The following is a 21,814-nucleotide window of genomic DNA, read 5'->3' on the forward strand; positions in this document are numbered from 1 at the left end:
GAGATCGCCTCCGCGCGGCAGGCAACCCGGTGGGATTCCGGTGCGGCGGGATACTGTCCGAGACGACCACGCCGACGTGCGGGAGGGGATGTGCCGATGCTGGATCTCGAGCAGGCGCGCCGGGACACACCCGGATGCTTCGAACGCGTGTTCCTCGACAGCGCCGGTTCGTCGCTTCCGCCCACCCCGGTGGTCGACACTGTGGTGTCGCACCTGCGGCGGGAAGCCGAGGTGGGCGGATACGTCGCGGCGAACGAGCGGCGCGGCGATCTCGACGCGGTGAAGACCTCGCTCGGCCGTCTGCTCGGCGCGCCGGCGGAATCCATCGCGCTGTCGGACAGCGCGTCGCGTGCGTGGACATCGTTCTTCTACGCGGTGCCGTTGCGGCCCGGCGACAGGATCCTCCTCTCCCGGGCCGAATACGCCGCGAATGCGGTTGCGGCACTGCAGCGTGCACGAACGACCGGGGCTCACGTGGAGGTGGTTCCGTCCGATCCGTCCGGACGCATCGACCTCGATGCGCTGACCGGGATGCTCGACGAGCGTGTCCGGCTGGTGTCCGTCGTACACGCTCCCACCAACGGAGGGCTGGTCAATCCCGTGCGGGAGGTGGCCGATGCCGCCCACGCGGTGGGCGCACTCGTACTGCTCGACGCGTGCCAGTCCGTCGGCCAGTTGCGGGTCGACATTCCCGAACTCGACGTCGACGCGCTCTCCGGAACCGGCCGCAAGTGGCTACGGGGGCCTCGCGGCACGGGCTTCCTCTATGTCCGGCCGCGCCTGGTCACCCAACTCGAACCCGCGATGATCGATCTGCACAGTGCGGTGTGGACGGCGCCGGATCGCTTCGACTACGCGCCGGACGCCACCCGGTTCGAGATGTGGGAAGCCGACGTCGCCGCACGACTGGGGCTGGGCGCGGCCGTCGATTATCTGCTCGGTCTCGGGGTCGACGAGGTGGTCGACGCGCTCGGTTATCGCGCCCAGCACCTGCGCGACGGTCTCGATCGAATCCCCGGCGCGACCGTGCGAGATCTCGGTGACCGGCGCAGCGGAATCGTCTCGTTCACGCTGGACGGCTGGGAACCGGACGCGGTGCGGGACGCTCTGGCGCAACGGTCGGTGACGGTGACGGTGAGCCACCGCAGTTCGACGCTGCTCGACATGTCGGCCCGCCGTCTCGAGGCAGTCGTGCGGGCCTCCCCGCACTACTTCGTCTCTCCGGCAGACGTGGACCGGTTCCTGTCGGCCGTCCGCGACCTCGCAGCGCGCTAAACGGTCTCCACCTGCGCGGGTTCGCGTCCGAGGTGCCGATCCGGTAGAGTGGATCGAGTTGTCTCGGCGAGGGTGGACCGCATCTGTCGGATCACCGTGATCGACGCGGCCGCGGCTTTGATGAGCACCTGCTCCTGTCGCGCGTGCCGGCCCACTTGCCGAGAACACCCGACCACGAAGTGCCATCAGCGTAGGAGCCGTTACATCATGTCCGACGAGAACAATCTCGTAGCCAGCGTCCGCACCGAGTTCGGCAAGGGCGCCGCGCGCCGTGCCCGCCGCGACGGTCAGGTCCCCGCCGTGCTGTACGGCCACAACACCGACCCGCAGCACCTCGCGCTCCCCTCGCGTGAGTTCGCCGCCGTCCTGCGTGCCCACGGCACCAACGCCATCCTGACCCTGGACATCGACGGCACCGAGCAGCTCGCGCTGACGAAGTCCGTCGTCGTCCACCCGATCCGCCGCTACATCGAGCACGCCGACCTCCTCGTCGTGAAGCGCGGCGAGAAGGTCACCGTCGAGGTGCCCGTCGTGCTCGAGGGCGAGCCCGCCAGCGGCACGCTGGTCGTCAACGAGGTCAGCACCATCAAGATCGAAGCCGACGCGATGAAGCTCCCCGAGGAGATCAAGGTCTCCATCGAGGGCGTCGAGGCCGGTACCCAGATCCTCGCCGGCGGCATCGAGCTGCCGTCGGGCTCGAGCCTGCAGGACGATGCCGATCTGCTGATCGTGAACATCGTCGAGGCTCCGTCCGCCGATGAGCTCGAGGGCGAAGAGGGTGCCGACGAGGCTCCCGCCGCCGAAGAAGCAGCAGAAGAAGAGGCCTGAGTCTTCACCGGCTCCCTGTGAAGTCACTCGTGCGGCGCGTCATCCTCCGGGGTGGCGCGCCGCACGTGGTTGTAGATGCACGGAAGGAACTGCACGTGAGCGAGGACACCGCGCTCGTCGTCGGGCTGGGAAATCCCGGGCCGAAGTACGAAAACACCCGGCACAACATCGGTTTCATGGTGGCCGACGTGCTGGCAGGCCGGGTCGGTGGCAAGTTCGGTGCTCACAAGCGCAGCAATTCCGACATCGTGCAGGCACGGCTCGACGGTCGTCAGGTGATCATCGCCAAGCCCCGCACGTACATGAACCTCTCCGGGGGCCCGGTCGCGAGCCTCGCCAAGTTCTTCTCGGTCGACCCGTCGAACATCGTGGTGATCCACGACGAACTCGATCTGGACTTCGAGACGATCCGTCTCAAGCAGGGCGGCGGTGAGAACGGGCACAACGGCCTCCGGTCGACGTCCTCGGCACTGGGCACCAAGGACTACGTGCGTGTCCGGATGGGCATCGGGCGCCCTCCCGGCCGGCAGGACCCCGCCGACTACGTGCTCAAGCCGTTCTCCACCACGGAACGCAAAGAGCTCCCGGTGTGGTGTGAAGAAGGCGCCGACGCCGTGGAACTCGTGCTGCGACTGGGGCTCGAAGGCGCCCAGAACCGCGTGCACTGATACAGAACCGTCGGACGGGCGCAGTCGAATCCGCCCGAAACGACCCTACGAGTTGCCGAGTAACATGGACGAGTTGCCGGCGACAGCCGCACCAGTCCCGCTTCGAGAGGTTTCCGCGTTGAGCACCCCGCACGCTTCGGCCGTCAGCGAATCCACCGGAGTCCCGAAGCCCGGATCCGGTAAGGAAGTACGGGCCGAGGCTCAGCGCCGCCGTACGTTCGCCGTCATCTCCCACCCCGACGCCGGTAAGTCCACGCTCACCGAGGCCCTCGCTCTGCACGCGAAGGTGATCTCCGAGGCGGGCGCCGTGCACGGAAAGGCCGGCCGCAAATCGACCGTCTCCGACTGGATGGAGATGGAGAAGGCGCGCGGCATCTCCGTCAGCTCGACGGCACTGCAGTTCAACTACACCTCCTCCGAGTCGGCTCGCGGCGACGACGGAAGCGAGACGGTCAACGTCATCAACCTCGTCGATACGCCCGGTCACTCCGATTTCTCGGAGGACACCTATCGCGTGCTCACGGCTGTCGACGCGGCCGTGATGCTCATCGACGCCGCGAAGGGCCTCGAGCCGCAGACCCTCAAATTGTTCCAGGTGTGCCGTCACCGCGGCATCCCCGTGATCACCGTCATCAACAAGTGGGACCGGCCCGGTCGCGCACCGCTCGAACTGCTCGACGAGATCGACGAGCGCATCGGCCTGACCCCCACTCCCCTGTTCTGGCCGGTCGGGATCGCCGGTGATTTCCGCGGCCTGCTGCGTCGCGGCGAGGACGGCACCGCAACCGAGTACATCAAGTTCACCCGCACCGCGGGTGGCGCGAAGATCGCACCCGAAGAGCACCTGTCGGTGGACCAGGCGTCCGACCGCGAGGGCGATATCTGGACCGAAGCCGCCGAGGAGTCCGAACTTCTCTCGGCAAGCGGTCAGGACCACGACCAGGAGATGTTCCTCGCCGGACAGACGTCCCCGGTGATCTTCGCGTCGGCCATGCTCAACTTCGGTGTCCGGCAGATTCTCGACACGCTGGTGTCGCTGGCACCGCCGCCGCGCGCCCGGATCGACATCGAGGGCAACCCGCGCAACGTCGACGATCCGTTCAGCGCGGTGGTGTTCAAGGTTCAGGCCGGTATGGACACCGCACACCGCGACCGGCTCGCCTTCATGCGGATCGTCTCCGGTGTCTTCGAACGCGGCATGGTGGTCACGCACGCCCAGACCGGGAAGCCGTTCGCCACGAAGTACGCGCTCACCGTCTTCGGGCGTGAACGGACCACGGTGGAGAACGCCTACCCCGGGGACGTGGTGGGTCTGGTCAACGCAACCGCGCTCGCGCCGGGCCACACGCTGTACGTGGACAAGAAGGTGGAGTTCCCGCCGATTCCGTCGTTCGCCCCCGAGCACTTCGCGATCCTGCGCGCCGAGAGCGCGTCGAAGTACAAGCAGTTCCGCAAGGCGGTCGATCAACTCGACTCCGAAGGTGTCGTGCAGATTCTGCGCAACGACATCCGCGGTGACGCCTCGCCGGTCATGGCGGCAGTCGGTCCGATGCAGTTCGAGGTCGTCGCGGCGCGGATGAAGGCCGAATACAACGTGGACCCGAAGATCGAGCCGCTGGGATACGCGCTCGCCCGACGGACCGACACCGCGTCGGAAGACGAGCTCAACCGTCAGCGCGGGGTCGAGGTGTTCACACGGTCCGACGGTGTGCTGCTCGCACTCGTGAGCGACAAGTGGCGTCTGCAGTACATCGAGAAGGAACACCCGGACCTCACGCTCGAACCGCTCGTCGCCGCGACCGACTGACGGAATCCCGGCGGACGCACCCGGTGGGTGCAACCTGCGGACTTTACTGATACTTTCCCTTCCGTCGATCCGACGTATCGGGTGGAATCAGGAGCAACGATGAGCGACGACGCACCGGCCTCGGCTGGGGACGGACTGCCGTCCGGTAGGCCGGGGGACGCAACCGCACGGTCCGGAGGACCGAAACGGTCGGGCACCTTCGTCTACCCGTTGCCGAGCACCCCTCTGCCCAGCAGCACTCCGCTCACCGGCACGGTCCGGCCGGACTCGGCCGGGAAGTCCGCTCCGGGTGTGTCCGGAGCGAACACCGAGAGCGAGCGCGCGATCGACCGCGACCCGGCCGGCGGGGTGGACGCCGGCATCTTCGACGAAGGGACGACCCTGGTGAGCAGCACCAGCACGAACGGCACGGTCAACGGTGCGGGAACCGCAACCGACGGTGCCCGCACCACCACCGCGACGTCCTCCGTCACCGCGCCGACTCCGTCCCGGCGGAACTCGATGGGTGTGGCCTCGGTCCGGATCGCAGCCCGGCTCGCCCAGAACGAACTGGGAACCTCCGGTGGCCAGGGCGACCCGATCTCGGACAACGACGAACTGCTCACCCTGCTCGGCGAGTACCTCGTCGCCGGCGGACTCGAGAAGCCCGAACTCCACGTGACCCTCGGCGGTCAGACCATCGTGGTGGACCTGCAGACTCCGCAACGTCACGCCCGCTGACCGGATCCCCGGCGGCGCGGCACGACGCGCGCGCTGCCGGAACGCCGGTCAGTTGTCCAGCAACGCTACGATCGACGCCTGATCGACGTCCCCGAGCGTGGCAGGCGACCACTGCGGATTGCGATCCTTGTCGACGAGCACGGAGCGAACTCCCTCCGCGAAGTCGGGTGTGAGGGCGATCCGCACCGCGACCCCGAGTTCCCGGGTGAAGCACTCCTCCAAGGTGCTTTCGGCACCTCGCCGCAACAGTTCCGCGGTGACCCAGACACTCGTCGGCGACAGCGCCGTCAGCGCGTCGCGTGTCTTCTCCGCCCAGGCGGTGTCGATATCGGGGTCGTCGGAGAGACGAGCCAGCATGTCGAGTACGGTCCCGTCACCGAAGACCGCCTCGATGTCGGTGAAACGCCGCGCCAGATCCGATTCGGGGGCCGGTTCGACGTACTCGTCGAGCGCGTCCTGCCAGTGCCCCGCCCTGATCCGGTCGGCCAGTTCGCCGATGCGTGCGCTCGGCACATAGTGCGTCGCGAGTCCGACCGCGAGTGCGTCGCCCGCGTCGATCCGCGCGCCGGTGGTGCCCAGGTACATGCCGACGGCGTCGCAACGCGCCGTGGTTCCGCGCAGCCGGGGAAGGAAGTGGCTCGAACCGACGTCGGGAATGAAACCGATCGCCGTCTCCGGCATGGCGAAGGTCGACTTCTCGGTCGCGATGCGCACTGCTCCGTGCACCGAGATCCCCAGTCCCCCACCCATCGTCACGCCGTCGAGCAGCGCCAGGTAGGGCTTGGGGTAGGTCGCGACGAGCCGGTCGAGCCGGTATTCGTCCGAGAAGTAGCCGCGGACGGTGTCGGCGTCGCCCTGCACCGCCGCCTCCCGCACCGGCTTGATGTCACCCCCCGCACAGAACGCGCGATCGGACAGGCTGGTGACCAGGACGGCCGTGATCTCTGGATCGTCGCGCCATGCCTCCAGCGGGGCGTACATGTCGCGGATCATCGACCGGTCGAGCGCGTTGAGTGCAACCGCCCGATCGAGCTGCACCTCGCCGACACCATTGGCGACGCGTGTGCGGATGAAGGAGTCGTTCACGGGCCGGAGCCTACCGGTCGTCCGCCCGTAGTGCGGTATGCCCGGGCCGGTTCCCGCCCTACGGAAACAGCTGTTCGTGCGTCCACGTCGTACCGTCCCGGCCGTAGCGCAGCCGCCGGTGCCGGCGGCCCGGGTCGGCCTGCCAGAACTCGACGGTGGTGGCCTCGAGACACCACGCTCTCCAGTGGGGCGACACCCACGCCGGATCGGCGTCCAGCGCCTCGACCCGCTCACTCACCACACGGTCGTAGTCACGCGGGTCGTCGAGGATCTCACTCTGCAGACCGGTCGACGCGACCGCACGGGCCAGCGGCGACCGTTCGACGAAGTCGCGCCCACACACTTCGGAGCCGCCGGAACGCACCGGCCCCCGCACCCTGATCTGACGGCCGTGCTCACGCCAGTAGAACGTCAGTGCCGCAGCGGCCGTCGCGCCCAGGTGGCGTCCCTTCGGGGACCGGTTGTCGCCCGAGAACCACCAGCCGTCCGCGGTGACATCCTTGAGAAGCAGGGTCCGGGCATCGGGCACCCCGTCCTCGTCGACGGTCGACAGCGTCGTCGCATGCGGCTCTGCGATGCCGGCGTCCACGGCGTCCGTCAGCCACTGCAGAAACAGATCCTGGGGTCGCGGGGTCACCGGACGCTCCGGCGGTGGCTGCGTGGCGAACACCGGGATCGCCCTGACCCAGGCGCGTACGTCGGGGTACTTCTCGAGGTGCGGGATCTCGGCCACCCGGGAAGCGTAACGGCCCGAGGTCGGATAACGGCCCGAGTCACGGGGCGACGAGGTCAGTCCTCTCCCGTCGCCGCGTCGCCGGTGAGCGGACCCACCAGCATCCACCGGTGACCGAACGGGTCGAGCAGGGTCGCGTTGCGATGACCGTGGCTTTCGTTGATCCAGCGTTCCACCGACCCTCCGGCGGTGCGGGCGCGGGCGAGAACGGCGTCCGCGTCGCCGACCGGAAGCATCAAGCTCACCGAGGTGGCGCCGGACTGGGGCGCGGTCAGTCCCATCTCGGGAAACTCCTCGGCGAGGTACACCATCCCCGTCGGAAGGCTCAGTTCGGCGTGACCGATCCGCCCGTCCTCCATCACCACCGGGTCGCCGACGAGCGAGGCGCCGAAAACACCGGTGTACCAGTCGATTGCGTCACGCGCTCGGGAGACGGTGAGGTACGGGAGAGCGCCGGCGGCGGGAAAGTCGTCGTCAGGGTTGGTCGGCATCTCCGGATGATCTCCCTTTTCCGATGTGTTCGTCATGACCCCAGTCTTCGCGCCGGCGGCTCACTCGTCTTGGACGATTGGGAACACTTCCCAGACCGCTCACGAGGCGCGGGGCTGATTTGTCAGCATCGCCCACCGGTTGGTGGTCAGCCGGAAGTTCGGGAGGTCGGACAAGAAAGTCACCGTCTCCCAGTTACGTTCGTAACCGGTGTGGCAGATGCGCCAGTTCCCGTCGTCGCCCAGGATGTAGCGATCGAAGTAGTGCGCCGACCCCCGCATCATCATTCCGTCTTCGGGCACCATGATGGTGTCGGCCAGAAGCCACACGCCCGTTGCGGTGGTCCCGTCGGGTCCGATTTCGATCTCGGGATGACTGCAGTGATGTTCGGTGACAATGCGGGTGCCGAGCGTGTTCTCGAGGAACCCCAGAAAGGCGTCACGCGACTCGAAACTGAGATGCTCGCCGTACACCGCGGTGGCGTCGGGCATCAGGGTGGCGGACAGTTCGGTCCACGATTTGGTATCCAGCGCTCGCAGGTAGCGGTATTTCAAGCGCTCGATCGCCGCCACCGCCGCCAGATCCATCACGGGCCTCCCGTCACCATGTACCTGCAGGTACCGCTCCAAGGTTAGTCCGGAATTGTTTCGGCGGGCGTGCAATTCGGAGACTCGGAGACCGGCTCGATTGCGGTTCGGTCACAGCGCCGGGCCCGGATCACGGCGGAGGACGAAGCCCGCGAACGGTGGTCTCGACGACCAGCTCGGCGTACGCGTCGTCCTCCGCCGGCTCGGGTGTCGTCAGGGCGAACAGCGCGTGACTCAGGACGGCACCGGTCACCAATTCGAGAAGCAATGTCGCCGACGTGTCCGCCGGCAGATCGCCGCGCTCGACGGCCCGGTGCACGATGGTGCGCGCCGCGAGCAGACGGCTCTTGTTGAGGGTGTGGGTCAGGCGCGCGAGCAACTCGGGATTGACCCGGGCGTCGAGCGCGACGCGAAGACTGACCAGCCCGGGCGTCGTGCGATACCCCTGCAGCAATTGGCGGGCGAGCTCGACGAGATCCGAGCGGAGATCCCCGGTGTCGATGGGCACCGGGAGGGGGCTGCGTGCCTCGAGCGCCTGGACGAGCAAATCGTCCTTGCTCTCCCAGCGGCGGTACAGCGCGGCTCTGCCCACTCGTGCCCGCCTGCCCACGGCATCGAGGGTGAAGCCGCGCCAGCTCGTCTCCGAGTACACCTCGAGTACCGCGTCGAACACCCGGTCCTCGAGGTCGGCGTCGCGGGGCCGCCCGCGGCGGCGCGGGGCTGCTACATCTGTCACCACCCGAGTGTGCCAGACCTGGTCCACATATACAGACTGAAACAGTCCGTATTAGGCTGTGGACGTCCCTCCCCGACGAAGTACTCGAAGGAACGCCATGACAGACCCCACCCGGGTTCCCGTCGTGATCGGCGTCGGCGACCTGCGCTCCGGCCGCGCCGGTTCGCCCGCCGACCCACGCGAACCGCTCGACCTCATTCATGAGGCCACCGCGTCCGCGTTGACCGACACCGGTGTCGATCGCGACGCTCTCGTCTCGCGCATCGACACCATCCGGGCCATCAAGACGGCAAGCTGGTCCTACGACGATCTGCCCGGCCTTCTCGGCGAGCGACTCGGCGCGCGAGCCGTCCACACGTCGACGACCCCCATCGGTGGGCACTGGCCGGCGGCACTGCTCGACCGCATCGCGCACGACATCGCGCACGGCACGAGCGGTGTCGCGTTGCTCGTCGGCGGCGAAGCCCAGGCCTCGGTGACCAACGCCTTCAAGCAGGGCACCGATCCGGCATCGCTCGGCTGGACGACCGCTCCCGGCGGCCCGCCCGCGTTCGATCCCGGCGACCTCGGCAGCCCCGCCATGCAGCGGGCCGGAATGATCGCTCCCACCCGGGTCTACCCGCTCTTCGAGAACCGGCTCAGCCACGAATTGGGACACACGCGCGAGCAGTCGATCGACTGGTCCGCCGAGCTGTACGCGGCGTTCTCGGAGATCGCCGGCAACAACCCGGCTGCATGGAACCCGACCCTGCGCACCGCCGACGACATCCGCACCGCCGGACCCGGCAACCGCATGGTCACCGACCCGTACCCGCTGCTGTGCAACGCGATGCCGTTCGTCGACCAGGCAGCCGCCGTGGTCGTCACCTCGCTCGCGACGGCCCGGGAACTCGGCGTCGCCGACGACCATCTGCTCTACGTGTGGGGTGGCGCCGGAGCCACGGAGACCCCGGACGTCCTCGCCCGGGCAGAACTCGGCCGCTCCGCCGCGCTCGCGGATGCCCTGCGCCGCACCCTCGAGGCCACCGACCTTCGGCCCGCCGACTTCGACATCGTCGACGCGTACAGCTGCTTCCCGGTGGTACCGAAACTGCTCGTCGAGCACCTGGGTCTCCCGCGCGACACGGTGCCGTCGGTGACCGGTGGCCACTCGTTCTTCGGTGGACCGCTCAACAGCTACACGCTGCACTCGGTGGTCGCGGTCGCGCAGCGGCTCCGCCGGGACGGCGAACTCGCCCTCGTGCACGGCAACGGCGGCTACCTGACGTACCAGCACGTCGTGGTGCTCGGATGCGCGCCGCACACCGAAGGCTACGTCGGAAATCCCGAGCACGTGCAGATACCGCCGTCCGCACCCGACGCCGCACAGGACTACTCCGGTGAGGTCGAGATCGTGACCGCCACCGCGGAATACGGCCGCGACGGCGCGCCGTCCGTCGGATTCCTCGTCGGCACCACGACCGACGGCCGGCGGGTATCGGGACACACCGACGCGGAAGGGGCGCGGCTTCTTTCGGCAGGCGCGGACCTCATCGGCACCGTCGTCCACGTCACCGACCAGGGCGGGCAACTCACCGTGGCCCGCATCGACACCCCTTCCTCCGAGGAGCACCCGCAGTGACCGAACCGATCGTTCTCGTCGAGCAGCGCGACCACACGCTGATCGTCACCATCAACCGCCCCAAGGCCGCGAACAGCATCAACGCCGACGTGCACCGGGCGCTCGGAGAAGCATGGGAGCGGGCCGCCGACGACCGCACCGTGCGCGCCGTCGTGCTGACCGGTGCGGGTGACGCCGTGTTCTGCGGCGGCGCCGACCTCAAGGCACTCGGCACCGCCGGGCCCGACGGGGTCACCCCGCCCGAGACCGCACACTGGGGATTCGCCGGTGTCGTCAAGCACCACATCGCGAAGCCGATCATCGCCGCTGTCAACGGCACCGCACTCGGCGGCGGCACCGAACTCGCCCTCGCCAGCGATCTCGTGGTCGCCTCCGACACAGCCGAATTCGGTCTCCCCGAGGTGCACCGCGGGCTCATCGCCGGCGCGGGCGGCGTGTTCCGCATCGGACAGGCGATCCCGCGGGCGATCGCGATGGAACTCGTCCTCACCGGGAAGCCGATGCCGGCCGCCGACGCGCTGCGCTGGGGCCTCGTCAACCGGGTCGTGCCGCAAGCCGACGTGCTGACCACCGCGCTGGATCTCGCCGCACAGATCGCGGCGGGGGCACCGCTCGCCGTACAGGCGAGCAAGACGGTGGCACGCGGGATCGTCGACGGTCATGTCTCCGCGGAAGACCATTCGTGGGACCTGACCGAAAAGGCCCTCGCACGGCTCACCACCAGCGCCGACACCCTCGAAGGCGTCATGGCCTTCATGCAGAAGCGTGAACCCGTCTGGAAGGGCGAATGACGATGACCACCACCGAAGCGCTGCGCTGGGACACCGACGAGCAGAAGGCACTGCGGCAACTCGCCGCCGACTTCACCCGCAAGGAGATCCTCCCCCATCTCGACACGTGGGAGCGTGAGGGTTCCATCCCGCGCGAACTCCATCGCAAAGCCGCGGACGCCGGACTTCTCGGGGCCTCCGTCGCCGAAGAGCACGGCGGTTCCGGTGGCAACGCCCTCGACATGCTCACGATTCTCGAGCAGATCATCCTCTCGGGCGGATCGTCGGGCCTGATCTCCGCGCTGTTCAGCCACGGAATCGCGACCCCGCACATCATCGCCTCCGGCAACACCGACCTCATCGACCGGTACGCGCGGCCCGCGCTCGAAGGCAGGATGATCGGGTCGCTCGCCATCACCGAGCCCAGCGGTGGTTCCGATGTCGCGAACATCCGCACCACCGCTCGCCGCGAGGGCGACGAGTACGTCATCAACGGCGCCAAGCTGTACATCACCTCGGGCACCCGCGCGGACTTCGTCACCACCGCGGTCCGCACCGGCGACGCAGGCGCCGGCGGTATCTCGTTGATCGTCGTTCCCACCGACACACCGGGTTTCACGGTCTCGCGCAAGCTCGACAAGATGGGCTGGCTGTGCTCGGACACCGCCGAACTGTTCTACGACGACGTGCGTGTCCCCGTCTCGAACCTCATCGGTGCGGAGAACTCCGCCTTCGGCCAGATCGCCCAGCAGTTCCAGGGTGAGCGGCTGTCGCTGGCCTTCCAGGCCGTCGCCACCGCGCAGCGTTGCTTCGATCTCACCGTCGACTGGGTCAAGTCCCGCGAGACCATGGGACGGCCGCTGTCGAAGCGGCAGGTCGTGCGGCATCGCCTCGCAGAACTCGCCACCGAGATCACTGCGGCACAGACATTCTGCCGCTCGGTCGCGGAACGCTGGGCCAACGGCGAGGGCATGCTGCTCGAAACGTCCATGGCGAAGAACAACGCCGTGAAGGTGTGCGACACCGCCGTGATGGAAGCGGTTCAGCTCGCCGGCGGCATCGGTCTGATGCGCGAGAGCGAGGTCGAGCGCCACTTCCGCGACGCGCGCGTCCTCGGAATCGGTGGCGGCACAACCGAGATCATGAACGAGATCATCAGCAAGCTGCTGGGCTTGTAACCCTGCGGATGTGAACCGATATGCCGGCGGCCGAGGACTTCGGCCGTCGGCATATCGCTGTCAACGCAATGCCCGGCGGTGTCCCGCACGGCCACGGTGCCGCAGGACTTCGAGTCCCGCCACCGCTGCCACCGCGACGACCACGTGCATCGTCACCAGCGCGGCAGTGCTCGCGGTGTCGAAATCGGCCACGACGGTCCCCTGGATCGTGGCGAGGGGCAGCAGTGCCCCCACGACCTGCGCGATCCGCAGGAACCCGCTCCACCACAGACTCAGCAGTGCCGCGAGGGCAAGTCCGGCCGCGAGCGGGCCCGCGGTCATGAGCACGACACCACCGGGCGCCGCCGAAGCTACGGTCCCGGCGTCGGTGTGCTCGAACGAACCGCCGGCGGCGAGCCCGACGAGCCACACGACGAGATTGACCACGAGCGCAAGCAGCACGGTCGCCACCACGACGACGAGCCTGTCCGGAACGCGCACAGCGGCGGAGACAGAAGACGATCGAGAAGTTTCGGACGCAGTCATGAATCCTCCTGAAGGGTGCTGTCATTCGACGACACCCATCGTCCGACCTCGAGTCGGCTCGAGGTCAAGACCTCGACCGCGCCCGGTGACGGTGGAGGTCAGCCCACGTCTTCGGCGAGCTCCATCCACTGCTCCTCCGCGGCTTCCTTCTCCGCGACCACCTCACGAAGCTCGGCATCGAGCTTCTGCAGCTTGTCGGGATCGGTAGCGGCCTCGGCCAGACGGACGTGCAGCTTCGCCTCGCGCTCGTCGAGCTTGGCGATCGCCCGTTCGAGGCGCGAGAGTTCCTTGCGAGCCGCCCGCTCGGCTGCCCCGTCGCGCTTCGCCGGCGTCGCTCCCCCGGTGTCACCCGGCTTGGAGACGGTCGACGCCACTGACACCACGCCCTCGTCGCCCATGGCCGCGCGCCGGCGGAGATATTCCTCGATGCCGCCGGGAAGGTTGGTCAGCTTCCCGTCACCGAAGAGCGCCCACGTCGAATCACAGATGCGCTCGATCAGGAACCGGTCGTGGCTGATGACGACGAGCGTGCCGGCCCAGCCGTCGAGCAGGTCCTCGAGCTGCTGCAGCGTATCGATGTCGAGATCGTTGGTGGGCTCGTCGAGCAGGAGAACGTTGGGCTCGGCCATGAGTACCCGGGTGAGCTGCAGTCGGCGTCGCTCACCTCCGGACAGGTCGCCCACCGGTGTGCGCTGCCGTGCCGGTGTGAAGCCCAGACGCTCCGCGAGCTGGCCGGCCGAGACCTCCTTGTCGCCCAGCATGATCCGCTCGGCCACATCCTTGACCGCGTCGAGTACCCGCATGTCGGTGGGAAGGTCGTCGAGTTCCTGCCGCAGCCAGCCGATTTCGACCGTCTGCCCCTGGATACGCCGGCCCGACGACGGTTCGAGTTCCCCGGCGAGGGTGCGCAGCAGGGTCGTCTTGCCCGACCCGTTGACGCCGACCAGACCGATCCGCTCCCCCGGTCCGAGCCGCCACGTCAGGTCGTGCACGAGTTCGCGGCCGTCCGGGGTCGTCAGGGTCGCGTTCTCGAGTTCGATGACGACGCGGCCCAGCCGACGCTTGGCGAACGAGGCCAGCGCCACCGAGTCGCGCGGCGGCGGCACGTTCGCGATCAGCGCCTCCGCCGACTCGATGCGGTAGCGCGGCTTCGACGTACGGGCCGGCGCCCCGCGGCGCAACCACGCCAGTTCCTTGCGTGCGAGGTTCTGGCGCCTTTCCTCCATGGCGTCGGCCTGGCGCGACCGCTCGGCCCGCGCGAAGATCCAGTCGTTGTAGCCACCCTCGTAGGTTTCGACCTTGCCGCCCACGACCTCCCAGGTCCGGGTGGCCACGGTGTCGAGGAACCAGCGATCGTGGGTGACGACGACGAGGGCACTTCGCCGGGAGATCAGATGCTCGGCGAGCCACTGGACACCCTCGACGTCGAGGTGGTTGGTGGGCTCGTCGAGCACGAGCAGATCGAGATCCTGAACGAGGGCGGCCGCGAGCGCGACCCGGCGGCGCTCGCCACCCGACAGCCCGTCCACGACGGCGTCCAAGCCGAGCTTGTCGATGCCGATCCCGGTCAGCACGGACCGGATCCGCGAGTTGCCGGCCCACTCGTGGTCTGCGACGCCGAGCGGTCCGAGAACCACTTCCGCGACCGTCGATCCGGGGGGCAGCACACCGCGCTGCGTCACCACGGCCATGCGGAGTCCGCCGACCCGGCTCACGCGGCCGGAATCGGGCTCCTCCACGCCGGCGAGGACCTCGAGCATGGTGGTCTTTCCGCCGCCGTTGAGACCGACCACGCCGATGCGCTCGCCCTCCTGCACGCCCAGAGACACCGATTCGAGCAGCGGCTTGACGCCGAAGGACTTCGAGACCTGTTCGAGATTGATCAGATTCGCCACGTGGAGCATTGCCTTCCGGAGTGTTCAGTTCAGTGATGTGCGATATCGGTGTCGAGCACGACGCGGGCGCCCGGCACCGGGCCGGTTGCGAGGCGCACCGTGCGGCACACGCCCGCCCCCGCCAGTTCGGCGCTCACGGTGACCGCGGCGTGATGGTCGGCGACGAGGAACGCGCACGTGGGGCCCGAGCCGGACACCAGCCCGGCAAGAGCACCGGCGTCGACCCCGGCCCGCAGGGTGCGACGGAGTTTGGGGTCGAGCGACAATGCCGCGGCCTGCAGGTCGTTACCGAGCAACGGTGCGAGTTCGTGCGGGTCGCCGGACGCGAGCGCCGACAGTACGTCGTCGGAGTCCCCGACGCGCGCCGGATCGCCGCCCGCGCGCAGGCTGTCGAGCTCGCGGAAGACCACCGGCGTGGACAGGCCGCCCTTGGCCAGCGCCAGGACCCAGTGGAATGTTCCCCGCGTGAGCACCGGCACGAGCTGTTCGCCGCGCCCGGTGCCGAGTGCGGTGCCGCCGTGCAGGCAGAACGGCACGTCGCTGCCGAGCTGCGCGGCGAGCCCGTCGAGATCGTCGCGTGACGCGCCGAGCCCCCACAGGGCGTCGAGTGCGACGAGGGTCGCAGCCGCGTCTGCGCTGCCGCCCGCCATCCCGCCGGCGACCGGAATGCCTTTGGCGATGGTGATCGCCACCTCGGGCGCACGCCCGGCGCGTTCGGCGATCAGCTCTGCGGCGCGCCACGCAAGGTTGGTCGAGTCGGTGGGCACCGCCCCGGCGTCGGCGCCCGAGACGTGCACGCTGAGCCGGTCCGAACCCACCACCGAGACTTCGTCGTACAGCGACAGTGCCTGGAAGACGGTGTGCAGATCGTGGTAGCCGTCCGGGCGCAGATCGCCCACCGCCAGATGCAGATTGACCTTGGACGGGGCCCGCACGGTGACGGGAGCGGGAACGACAGAAAGCACGAGTACACAGCTTACCCGCGCGACGGCAAGGCCCCGGACCACGCGTGCGGTACCACACTCCGACTCTCAGATGCCGAGGACCACTTTCGCGATCATGAAGTACACGAGCAGACCCGTGGCGTCGACGAACGTCGTGATGAACGGGTTGGAGAACACCGCAGGATCGGCACGGACCGCGCGCGCCAGCATGGGCATCACTCCACCCACCGACGCGGCCATGGTGCAGATACTGAGCAGGGTCAGCCCGATCACCAGACCCAGCGACGGCTCGTAGAGCACGGTGACCAGGACGAAGCCCACCGTCCCGAGCAGCAAACCGAGCGACAAGCCCACACACAGTTCGCGAACGAACACCTTTCCCAGATCGCGCGGAGTCACGTCGTTGAGCGCGAGCGCACGCGTCACGGTGGTCGCCGCCTGGTTCCCCGTGTTGCCGCCCGTGCCGATGAGGAGGGGGATGAACAACGCCAGCGCGACCATCTGCCCCAGCGTGGCCTCGAAGACCTCCAGAACCTGCACGGTCAGCGACGCACCGATCGCCAGGACGAGGAGCCACACCACCCGGGAGCGCACGATGTTGAACACCGGAGTGGCCAGATACGGCTGGCGCAGCGGTTCGGTACCGCTGATGCGCGCCTGGTCTTCGCTGTCGGAGTCTTCGAGGATCCGCAGCGCGTCGTCGAACGTGAAGATTCCGACGAGCCGGGTCTCGCTGTCGACCACGGGCAGCGCGAGCCGCTTGAGGTCGGCGCAGCGCCGCGCAGCCTGTTCGCTGTCCTCGGTGGCATAGGCCCAGTCCGGCCGGCCCGCGATATCGGCGATCACGGCGTCGCGCGGCGCCTTGAGAAGGTCGCGCAAGCTCACCACTCCGACCAGGACCCGCGCCCGGTCGGTCACGGGCAGGGTGTAGATGGTCTCCGCGTCGTCCATCCGCTGTTCGAGTTTGTCCAGCGTCTCGGCGACGGTGAGATCGGGATGGGTGACGATGTACTCCGGGCTCATCCGCCGCCCGATGGATCCGCGCGGGTAACCGAGGATCTCGGCGGTGAGATCGCGCTGGTCGGGCGGCAGACCCTGGAGCAGCTTTCCCGCCACTGTCGCGGGCAGTTCGTCGAGCAGGCCCACCCGGTCGTCGGGCTCGAGTTCGGCGAACAGTGCCGCGACGTCGTCGTCCTGGAGCGCACCGACGAGGCTGCCCTGCAGCGCGGGGTCCAGGCCCTCGAAAACCGTCATGGCGCGATCCTTGGAGAGCAGCCGGTACACGATCGCGCGCTGCGTCGGGTCGAGTCGTTCCAGAATCTCCACGACCTGCCCGGTGGTCAGTTCACCGAGCACCGCGGTCAGTGCCGGCAGATCGGTGCGCGAAAGTGCCGTCTCCACCGCTCTGATCGACGACTCGCCACCTGCCACCCGGGACTCACTCACCGTTGCACCCTATCGAAGGAGCACGGATCCGTTTCTTCAACGAGGACAGCTTCGGTCCGCAATACGTGGGATCGTCGAGCCATGCGCGAAACCTCGGCCCGGTTGCTGCGATTGCTGTCGCTCCTGCAGATGCGACGGGAGTGGTCCGGCGCCGAACTCGCCGATCGACTCCGCATCACCACACGAACCGTCCGGCGGGACGTCGAGAAACTGCGGGAACTCGGCTACCCGGTGGACGCGACGGTGGGGGTCGGAGGCGGTTACCGGCTGGGAGCGGGTGCCGAGATGCCGCCACTGCTGCTCGACGACGACGAGGTCGTCGCTGTCGCGCTCGCGTTGCGGTCGGGCGCGTCACATGCGGTCACCGGGATCGGCGACGCCGAAATCCGGGCGCTCGTGAAACTGCGCCAGGTCATGCCGTCGCGTCTGCGGTATCGCCTCGAGGCTCTGCAGGTCGACGTGGTCGACCACGGCCCTGCCGAGTCGGCGGTGGACGCGGGACTGCTGTCGAGCGTGGCGTCGGTGTGCCACACCCACGAGAGACTGCGATTCGACTACCGCACGCACGACGGAATCTCGTCGCGGCGCGAGGTCGAACCTCACCGCGTGGTGCGCTCGGGACTGCGGTGGTATCTCGTCGGATGGGATCTCTCGCGGGACGGGTGGCGTTCGTTCCGCGTGGATCGGATGGAACCGAAGACTCCCACCGGTCCCCGTTTCACGCCTCGGGATCTACCACCCGGTGGCGCAACGGGATTCGTCTCCCGAGGGATCGTCAGCGGCACCTCGTCCGTCACAGCACGAGTGCTCATCCACGCGTCGTTCGGAACGGTCGCACCGATGATCGACGAGCGCTGGGGCACCGTCGAACCCGTGGACGACGATCACTGCGCCGTCGGTTTCGACGGAAGCTCGCTGGACTCGATCGCGGAGTGGCTCGCGGCATTCGATCTGGACTTCACCGTGCTCGACCCGCCGGAACTGCGGGAGGCGTGCGGCCGGGTCGCCCGGCATCACGCCGCGCTCGCCGAGCGGTATCTACGCGCGTGCGCCGATACGAGCCGAAACCCGTTGGGCCCATGACAAAAACGGCTGGGCCGGCACCCGAGAACGGGTGCCGGCCCAGCCGGAGAAAGTTGGTGTCAGCCGATAACGGTGACGCCGGTGGCCTGCGGGCCCTTCTGGCCCTGGCCGATCTCGAAGCTCACGCGCTGGTTCTCCTCGAGGGTGCGGAAGCCGCCGCCCTGGATCTCGGAGAAGTGCACGAAGACGTCAGCGGAGCCGTCGGCCGGGGCAATGAAGCCGAAGCCCTTTTCGCCGTTGAACCACTTCACGGTACCTTCAGTCATTCTGTATTCCTTAAAGCAGGCAGGACGCGTAAACACTGTCCTGTCTCGTCGGGAGACTGTGTGCCTCCCGGGCCTGTCACTACACGATTGAAACGATTCCGTGGTGGCTAATCGCATCCGCTCGCAACCAGAAATGTGCGAGGGGCTAACCACAAACACAATATCCAACGACCGAGATCAGTAGATCACATACGGGCGGCGCCCCACCAGCATCAGTGAGCTGGATCACATATTTATTCCACGGACGCGAGTCGCACGAACGCGGCGGCGTCGAGCTTCTCCCCCCGGGTGGACGGGTCGATTCCCGCCGTGACCAGGCGACGCTCCGCTTCCGCGGGAGAGCCCGCCCACGTGCTCAGTGCAGCACGTAATGTCTTGCGGCGCTGCGCAAATGCAGCATCGACCACAGAAAACACCTTCTTCCGATGCGCGGTGTCGGTCGGCCACGGCGGCTCGGCGTACCGATCGACGCGAACCAGTCCGGATTCGACCTTCGGCACCGGCCAGAAGACCGCACGCCCCACAGCGCCCGCTCTCCGGACGTCTCCGAAGAACCGCGCCTTCACACTCGGCACCCCGTAGATCCGGCCTCCCGGCTCGGCCGCGAGGCGATCAGCCACTTCGGACTGCACCATCACCAATGCCGTACGGATGGAAGGGAACTCGGAGAACAGGTGTAGAAGAACGGGCACTGCGACGTTGTACGGCAGGTTCGCCACCAACGCGGTCGGCGCCGCCGGCAGATCTCGGGGCAGCACCTTCATCGCGTCCATGTGCACGACGTCGAGCCGGTCCACCAGTTCGGGCGCACGCTCCGCGACCGTGCCCGGGAGGCGCTCGGCGAGCCTCGGATCGAGTTCGACGGCCACCACCCGATCGACGACGTCGAGCAGAGCGAGGGTGAGAGAACCCAGGCCCGGCCCGACCTCGAGCACCACATCGTCGCGGTCGACACCCGCGACGTTCACGATGCGTCGCACCGTGTTGGCGTCATGGACGAAGTTCTGTCCGAGTTGCTTTGTCGGACGCACCCCGAACTCCTCCGCGAGCGTGCGGACCTCTGCGGGTCCGAGCAAGGCGGCGAGGCCGCGGGGAGAAGCCGGGGTGGCGTCTGAAGAATCTGCTGGCACGAGGCGAACCTAGCGCACCTGTAGGCGCGTCATGCGCACCGCGAGGTCATCGGAAGGCCTCACCGCAGGCCGAGCTTGCTGGTGCACGAAGGCCATGCACCCCAGCCCTGACCGGCCTGAACCTTCTCGGCGACCGCGATCTGCTGCTCACGAGTCGCAAGGTCGGCGCGGGGAGCGTACTGGGTTCCGCCGAATGCCGCCCAGGTCTGCTGGGTGAACTGGAGACCGCCGTAGAACCCGTTACCGGTGTTGGCAGCCCAGTTGCCCGTGGCCTCGCACTGTGCGAGCGAATCCCAGGTCGAACCGCGTCCCGATGCGGGAGCGGCGGGCGGAGCCGGAGGCGCGGGCTTCGGCTTCGTGCCCACGCGCACCACGGCGGGTGCGGGCTCGGTCAGGACGTTCGATGCGGTTTCGGTGCGTCCGACCTCCACGCCGTTGACGGTGTGCACGTCGAAGGTGATCTCACGCTCGCCCGGAGTACCGGGGTTGTCGTGGGCGATCTCACCTTCGAACATGCCGGGATCGTCGACCCTGTTTTCGGGCTGACCGATGGGCATGCGCTCGGTGCGGGACTCGACGCGGTCGCGGGTCACCACCACTTCCATGCCTTCGGCAAGCGGGGCGTCGAGCGGGTGATTGACCGAGTCGGCCTGCTCGAGGGACAGGTTCTGGCTCTCGAGGAGATCGCCGACGGTGGGCGCGGCGACCCGGACCTCTGCGGCGGGAGCGCCGTTGTCGGCCAACCGCACATTCTTGGGGCTCACGACCTCGAGATCAGAACCTTCGAGGGGCAGACGATGCGAACGCGATGCCGACACGTAGACGTCGTCGCCCAGCCGGAACTGGTCGAGCGCCTCGTCGACAGTGAGTGCCGTCGTCCACACCGAGCGGCTCTCCCCGTCCACGGTCAGCTGGATCTCCCGGGCCCGACGCAGCACGAGCGTGTCGCCGTCGGAGACCTTCGCATCGACAGCGGGCGCGACGACATCGTGCTCGCCGACGGCGTAACCGGCGTCCTCGAGAATGTCGCCGACGGTGGAGCTCATGGTCCCGAAGGCCCTGGTCTCTCCGTCGATGTCGAGCGTCAAGTCTTTATGCTTGACGACCGCTGTTATCCCACCTGCCACAAGCGTCACAAGCAGTGCGGCGATCACGGCGAATAACACCGGGGATTTCGTAGAGTTGATCTTATTGAGAGGTGACACAACAATTCCAGTCAGAAGACGACGGTGATTACAGCACGGTAACGAACCGATATTGTTATGGCAACCCGATGCACTCTACCTGCGTTTATTACGAAATTCCCGAGGTTACATTTCGTGATTGGAAGCCGCATATAAACGATGTGCCGACAATGGTGTGAATGTCCGATATAGGAGGCATGTGACGCGTCTTACAGCTTTCCGATATGCCGATGCATTTCACGGAACATTCGACGGCAAAACCCGCCGAATCTGCGGGAATCGGACAGCAAAAGAGGCTGCGGGTGGTGCACCCGCAGCCTCTCGTCGCCCTCGCGGTTACGCGGCGCGGAGCAGCGGAATCTTCGGCGCGAGGAAGCGGTCCACGCTGAATGCACCCGCCCCGACGACGGCGAGCAGCAGCGCCCCGAGCCCGAGTGCGGTGACGAGTTCGAATCCACCGTCCGCGGCGTACACGCCGTTGTCGACGTGCGCGATGAAGAAGGCACCGGCCATGACGAGGAACAGCAGGACCCCGAACACCGGGACGAGGACGCCGAGGATCAGCGCGAGCCCGCCGAGCACCTCCACCCACGTGGCCACGAACGCGGTGACGGCAGGGATCGGCGCACCCATACCCTCGAAGCCGGCCTTGGTGCCCTCGTATCCCCAGACGTTGAGCTTCTGGAGGCCGTGGACCAACAAGATGATGCCGATGCCGAGACGGGCGACCAGGATTCCGATGTCGCGAGCGAGCGTGCTGTTCACAGGGGGCCTTTCGATGGGCGGAGCCGACGGCCCCAGCGCTTGACGCGACAAATAGTTGACGCGACAACCAAGCTAACA

22 protein-coding genes are annotated in these 21,814 nt (G+C 67.8%); 9 read left to right on the forward strand and 13 right to left on the reverse strand.

Annotated features, from left to right (window positions below; genetic code table 11):
- Window positions 1-96 precede the first annotated feature (96 nt).
- The 5 genes from HF886_RS13255 (at window position 97) to HF886_RS13275 (ending at window position 5,298) form a co-directional block, all read left to right on the forward strand.
- Complete coding sequence (locus HF886_RS13255) at window positions 97-1,275, forward strand: aminotransferase class V-fold PLP-dependent enzyme (RefSeq protein WP_169621702.1); 1,179 nt, start codon at window positions 97-99, stop codon at window positions 1,273-1,275.
- A 207-nt stretch (window positions 1,276-1,482) separates the two neighbouring features.
- A complete protein-coding gene (locus HF886_RS13260) occupies window positions 1,483-2,103 on the forward strand; it encodes a 50S ribosomal protein L25/general stress protein Ctc (protein ID WP_169621499.1) in 621 nt (206 codons plus the stop codon).
- A gap of 95 nt (window positions 2,104-2,198) precedes the next feature.
- Window positions 2,199-2,771, forward strand: a complete 573-nt coding sequence (pth, locus tag HF886_RS13265; RefSeq protein ID WP_169621498.1) for an aminoacyl-tRNA hydrolase — start codon at window positions 2,199-2,201, stop codon at window positions 2,769-2,771.
- Between the two features lie 118 nt (window positions 2,772-2,889).
- Window positions 2,890-4,578, forward strand: a complete 1,689-nt coding sequence (locus HF886_RS13270) for a peptide chain release factor 3 (RefSeq protein WP_169621497.1) — start codon at window positions 2,890-2,892, stop codon at window positions 4,576-4,578.
- Between the two features lie 99 nt (window positions 4,579-4,677).
- On the forward strand, window positions 4,678-5,298 hold the full coding sequence (locus HF886_RS13275) for a hypothetical protein (RefSeq protein ID WP_169621496.1): 621 nt from the start codon (window positions 4,678-4,680) through the stop codon (window positions 5,296-5,298).
- Between the two features lie 48 nt (window positions 5,299-5,346).
- Here the strand turns inward: HF886_RS13275 and HF886_RS13280 are convergent, their stop codons facing one another.
- The 5 genes from HF886_RS13280 to HF886_RS13300 form a co-directional block, all read right to left on the reverse strand.
- Window positions 5,347-6,384, reverse strand: coding sequence for an enoyl-CoA hydratase/isomerase family protein (locus tag HF886_RS13280; RefSeq protein WP_169652532.1), 1,038 nt, complete (start codon window positions 6,382-6,384; stop codon window positions 5,347-5,349).
- A 58-nt stretch (window positions 6,385-6,442) separates the two neighbouring features.
- Complete coding sequence (locus HF886_RS13285) at window positions 6,443-7,117, reverse strand: pyridoxal 5'-phosphate synthase (protein WP_169652533.1); 675 nt, start codon at window positions 7,115-7,117, stop codon at window positions 6,443-6,445.
- 56 nt (window positions 7,118-7,173) lie between these two features.
- Entirely contained in the window at window positions 7,174-7,608 is a 435-nt protein-coding gene (locus tag HF886_RS13290; RefSeq protein WP_169621701.1) for a VOC family protein, read from the reverse strand.
- A gap of 99 nt (window positions 7,609-7,707) precedes the next feature.
- Window positions 7,708-8,193 carry a nuclear transport factor 2 family protein gene (locus HF886_RS13295; protein ID WP_169621493.1) on the reverse strand — a complete coding sequence of 162 codons (486 nt, stop codon included), beginning with the start codon at window positions 8,191-8,193 and terminating at the stop codon, window positions 7,708-7,710.
- 130 nt (window positions 8,194-8,323) lie between these two features.
- Window positions 8,324-8,929 carry a TetR/AcrR family transcriptional regulator gene (locus tag HF886_RS13300; protein ID WP_169621492.1) on the reverse strand — a complete coding sequence of 202 codons (606 nt, stop codon included), beginning with the start codon at window positions 8,927-8,929 and terminating at the stop codon, window positions 8,324-8,326.
- A gap of 97 nt (window positions 8,930-9,026) precedes the next feature.
- Here HF886_RS13300 and HF886_RS13305 point away from each other — a divergent pair, with 97 nt between their 5' ends.
- The 3 genes from HF886_RS13305 to HF886_RS13315 are packed head-to-tail and all read left to right on the forward strand — an operon-like array spanning window position 9,027 to window position 12,498.
- Window positions 9,027-10,550 carry an acetyl-CoA acetyltransferase gene (locus HF886_RS13305; protein ID WP_169652534.1) on the forward strand — a complete coding sequence of 508 codons (1,524 nt, stop codon included), beginning with the start codon at window positions 9,027-9,029 and terminating at the stop codon, window positions 10,548-10,550.
- Window positions 10,547-11,341, forward strand: coding sequence for an enoyl-CoA hydratase-related protein (locus HF886_RS13310; protein WP_169621490.1), 795 nt, complete (start codon window positions 10,547-10,549; stop codon window positions 11,339-11,341). The genes HF886_RS13305 and HF886_RS13310 overlap by 4 nt, the downstream gene beginning before the upstream one ends.
- Window positions 11,342-11,343: 2 nt before the next feature.
- Window positions 11,344-12,498 (forward strand): acyl-CoA dehydrogenase family protein, encoded by a 1,155-nt coding sequence (locus tag HF886_RS13315; protein ID WP_169621489.1) that lies wholly within the window; start codon window positions 11,344-11,346, stop codon window positions 12,496-12,498.
- A 60-nt stretch (window positions 12,499-12,558) separates the two neighbouring features.
- Here HF886_RS13315 and HF886_RS13320 read toward each other — a convergent pair whose 3' ends face one another.
- The 4 genes from HF886_RS13320 to mgtE form a co-directional block, all read right to left on the reverse strand.
- Window positions 12,559-13,023: a DUF6069 family protein gene (locus tag HF886_RS13320; protein ID WP_169652535.1), complete on the reverse strand. Its 465-nt coding sequence runs from the start codon at window positions 13,021-13,023 to the stop codon at window positions 12,559-12,561.
- 98 nt (window positions 13,024-13,121) lie between these two features.
- Window positions 13,122-14,918, reverse strand: coding sequence for an ABC-F family ATP-binding cassette domain-containing protein (locus HF886_RS13325; protein ID WP_169621487.1), 1,797 nt, complete (start codon window positions 14,916-14,918; stop codon window positions 13,122-13,124).
- Between the two features lie 29 nt (window positions 14,919-14,947).
- Window positions 14,948-15,883, reverse strand: coding sequence for a 4-(cytidine 5'-diphospho)-2-C-methyl-D-erythritol kinase (locus tag HF886_RS13330; protein ID WP_169621486.1), 936 nt, complete (start codon window positions 15,881-15,883; stop codon window positions 14,948-14,950).
- A gap of 66 nt (window positions 15,884-15,949) precedes the next feature.
- A complete protein-coding gene (gene mgtE / locus HF886_RS13335) occupies window positions 15,950-17,308 on the reverse strand; it encodes a magnesium transporter (protein WP_169621485.1) in 1,359 nt (452 codons plus the stop codon).
- 81 nt (window positions 17,309-17,389) lie between these two features.
- On the opposite strand from mgtE, the gene HF886_RS13340 reads away from it, so the two are divergent.
- Window positions 17,390-18,391 (forward strand): YafY family protein, encoded by a 1,002-nt coding sequence (locus tag HF886_RS13340; protein ID WP_169652536.1) that lies wholly within the window; start codon window positions 17,390-17,392, stop codon window positions 18,389-18,391.
- Between the two features lie 59 nt (window positions 18,392-18,450).
- Here the strand turns inward: HF886_RS13340 and HF886_RS13345 are convergent, their stop codons facing one another.
- The 4 genes from HF886_RS13345 to HF886_RS13360 all read right to left on the reverse strand — a co-directional run bounded on the left by HF886_RS13345 (window position 18,451) and on the right by HF886_RS13360 (window position 21,736).
- Entirely contained in the window at window positions 18,451-18,657 is a 207-nt protein-coding gene (locus tag HF886_RS13345; RefSeq protein WP_072699748.1) for a cold-shock protein, read from the reverse strand.
- 233 nt (window positions 18,658-18,890) lie between these two features.
- The gene (rsmA, locus tag HF886_RS13350; protein WP_169652537.1) at window positions 18,891-19,787 is read right to left on the reverse strand and encodes a 16S rRNA (adenine(1518)-N(6)/adenine(1519)-N(6))-dimethyltransferase RsmA; all 897 of its coding nucleotides are present in this window, start codon (window positions 19,785-19,787) and stop codon (window positions 18,891-18,893) included.
- Window positions 19,788-19,846: 59 nt separating this feature from the next.
- On the reverse strand, window positions 19,847-20,992 hold the full coding sequence (locus tag HF886_RS13355) for a resuscitation-promoting factor (RefSeq protein ID WP_169652538.1): 1,146 nt from the start codon (window positions 20,990-20,992) through the stop codon (window positions 19,847-19,849).
- 315 nt (window positions 20,993-21,307) lie between these two features.
- A complete protein-coding gene (locus tag HF886_RS13360; protein WP_169652539.1) occupies window positions 21,308-21,736 on the reverse strand; it encodes a DoxX family protein in 429 nt (142 codons plus the stop codon).
- Between the last annotated feature and the right edge of the window lie 78 nt (window positions 21,737-21,814).

This window comes from Rhodococcus sp. 105337 (genome assembly GCF_012844225.1).
Taxonomy (GTDB): Bacteria; Actinomycetota; Actinomycetes; order Mycobacteriales; family Mycobacteriaceae; genus Rhodococcus.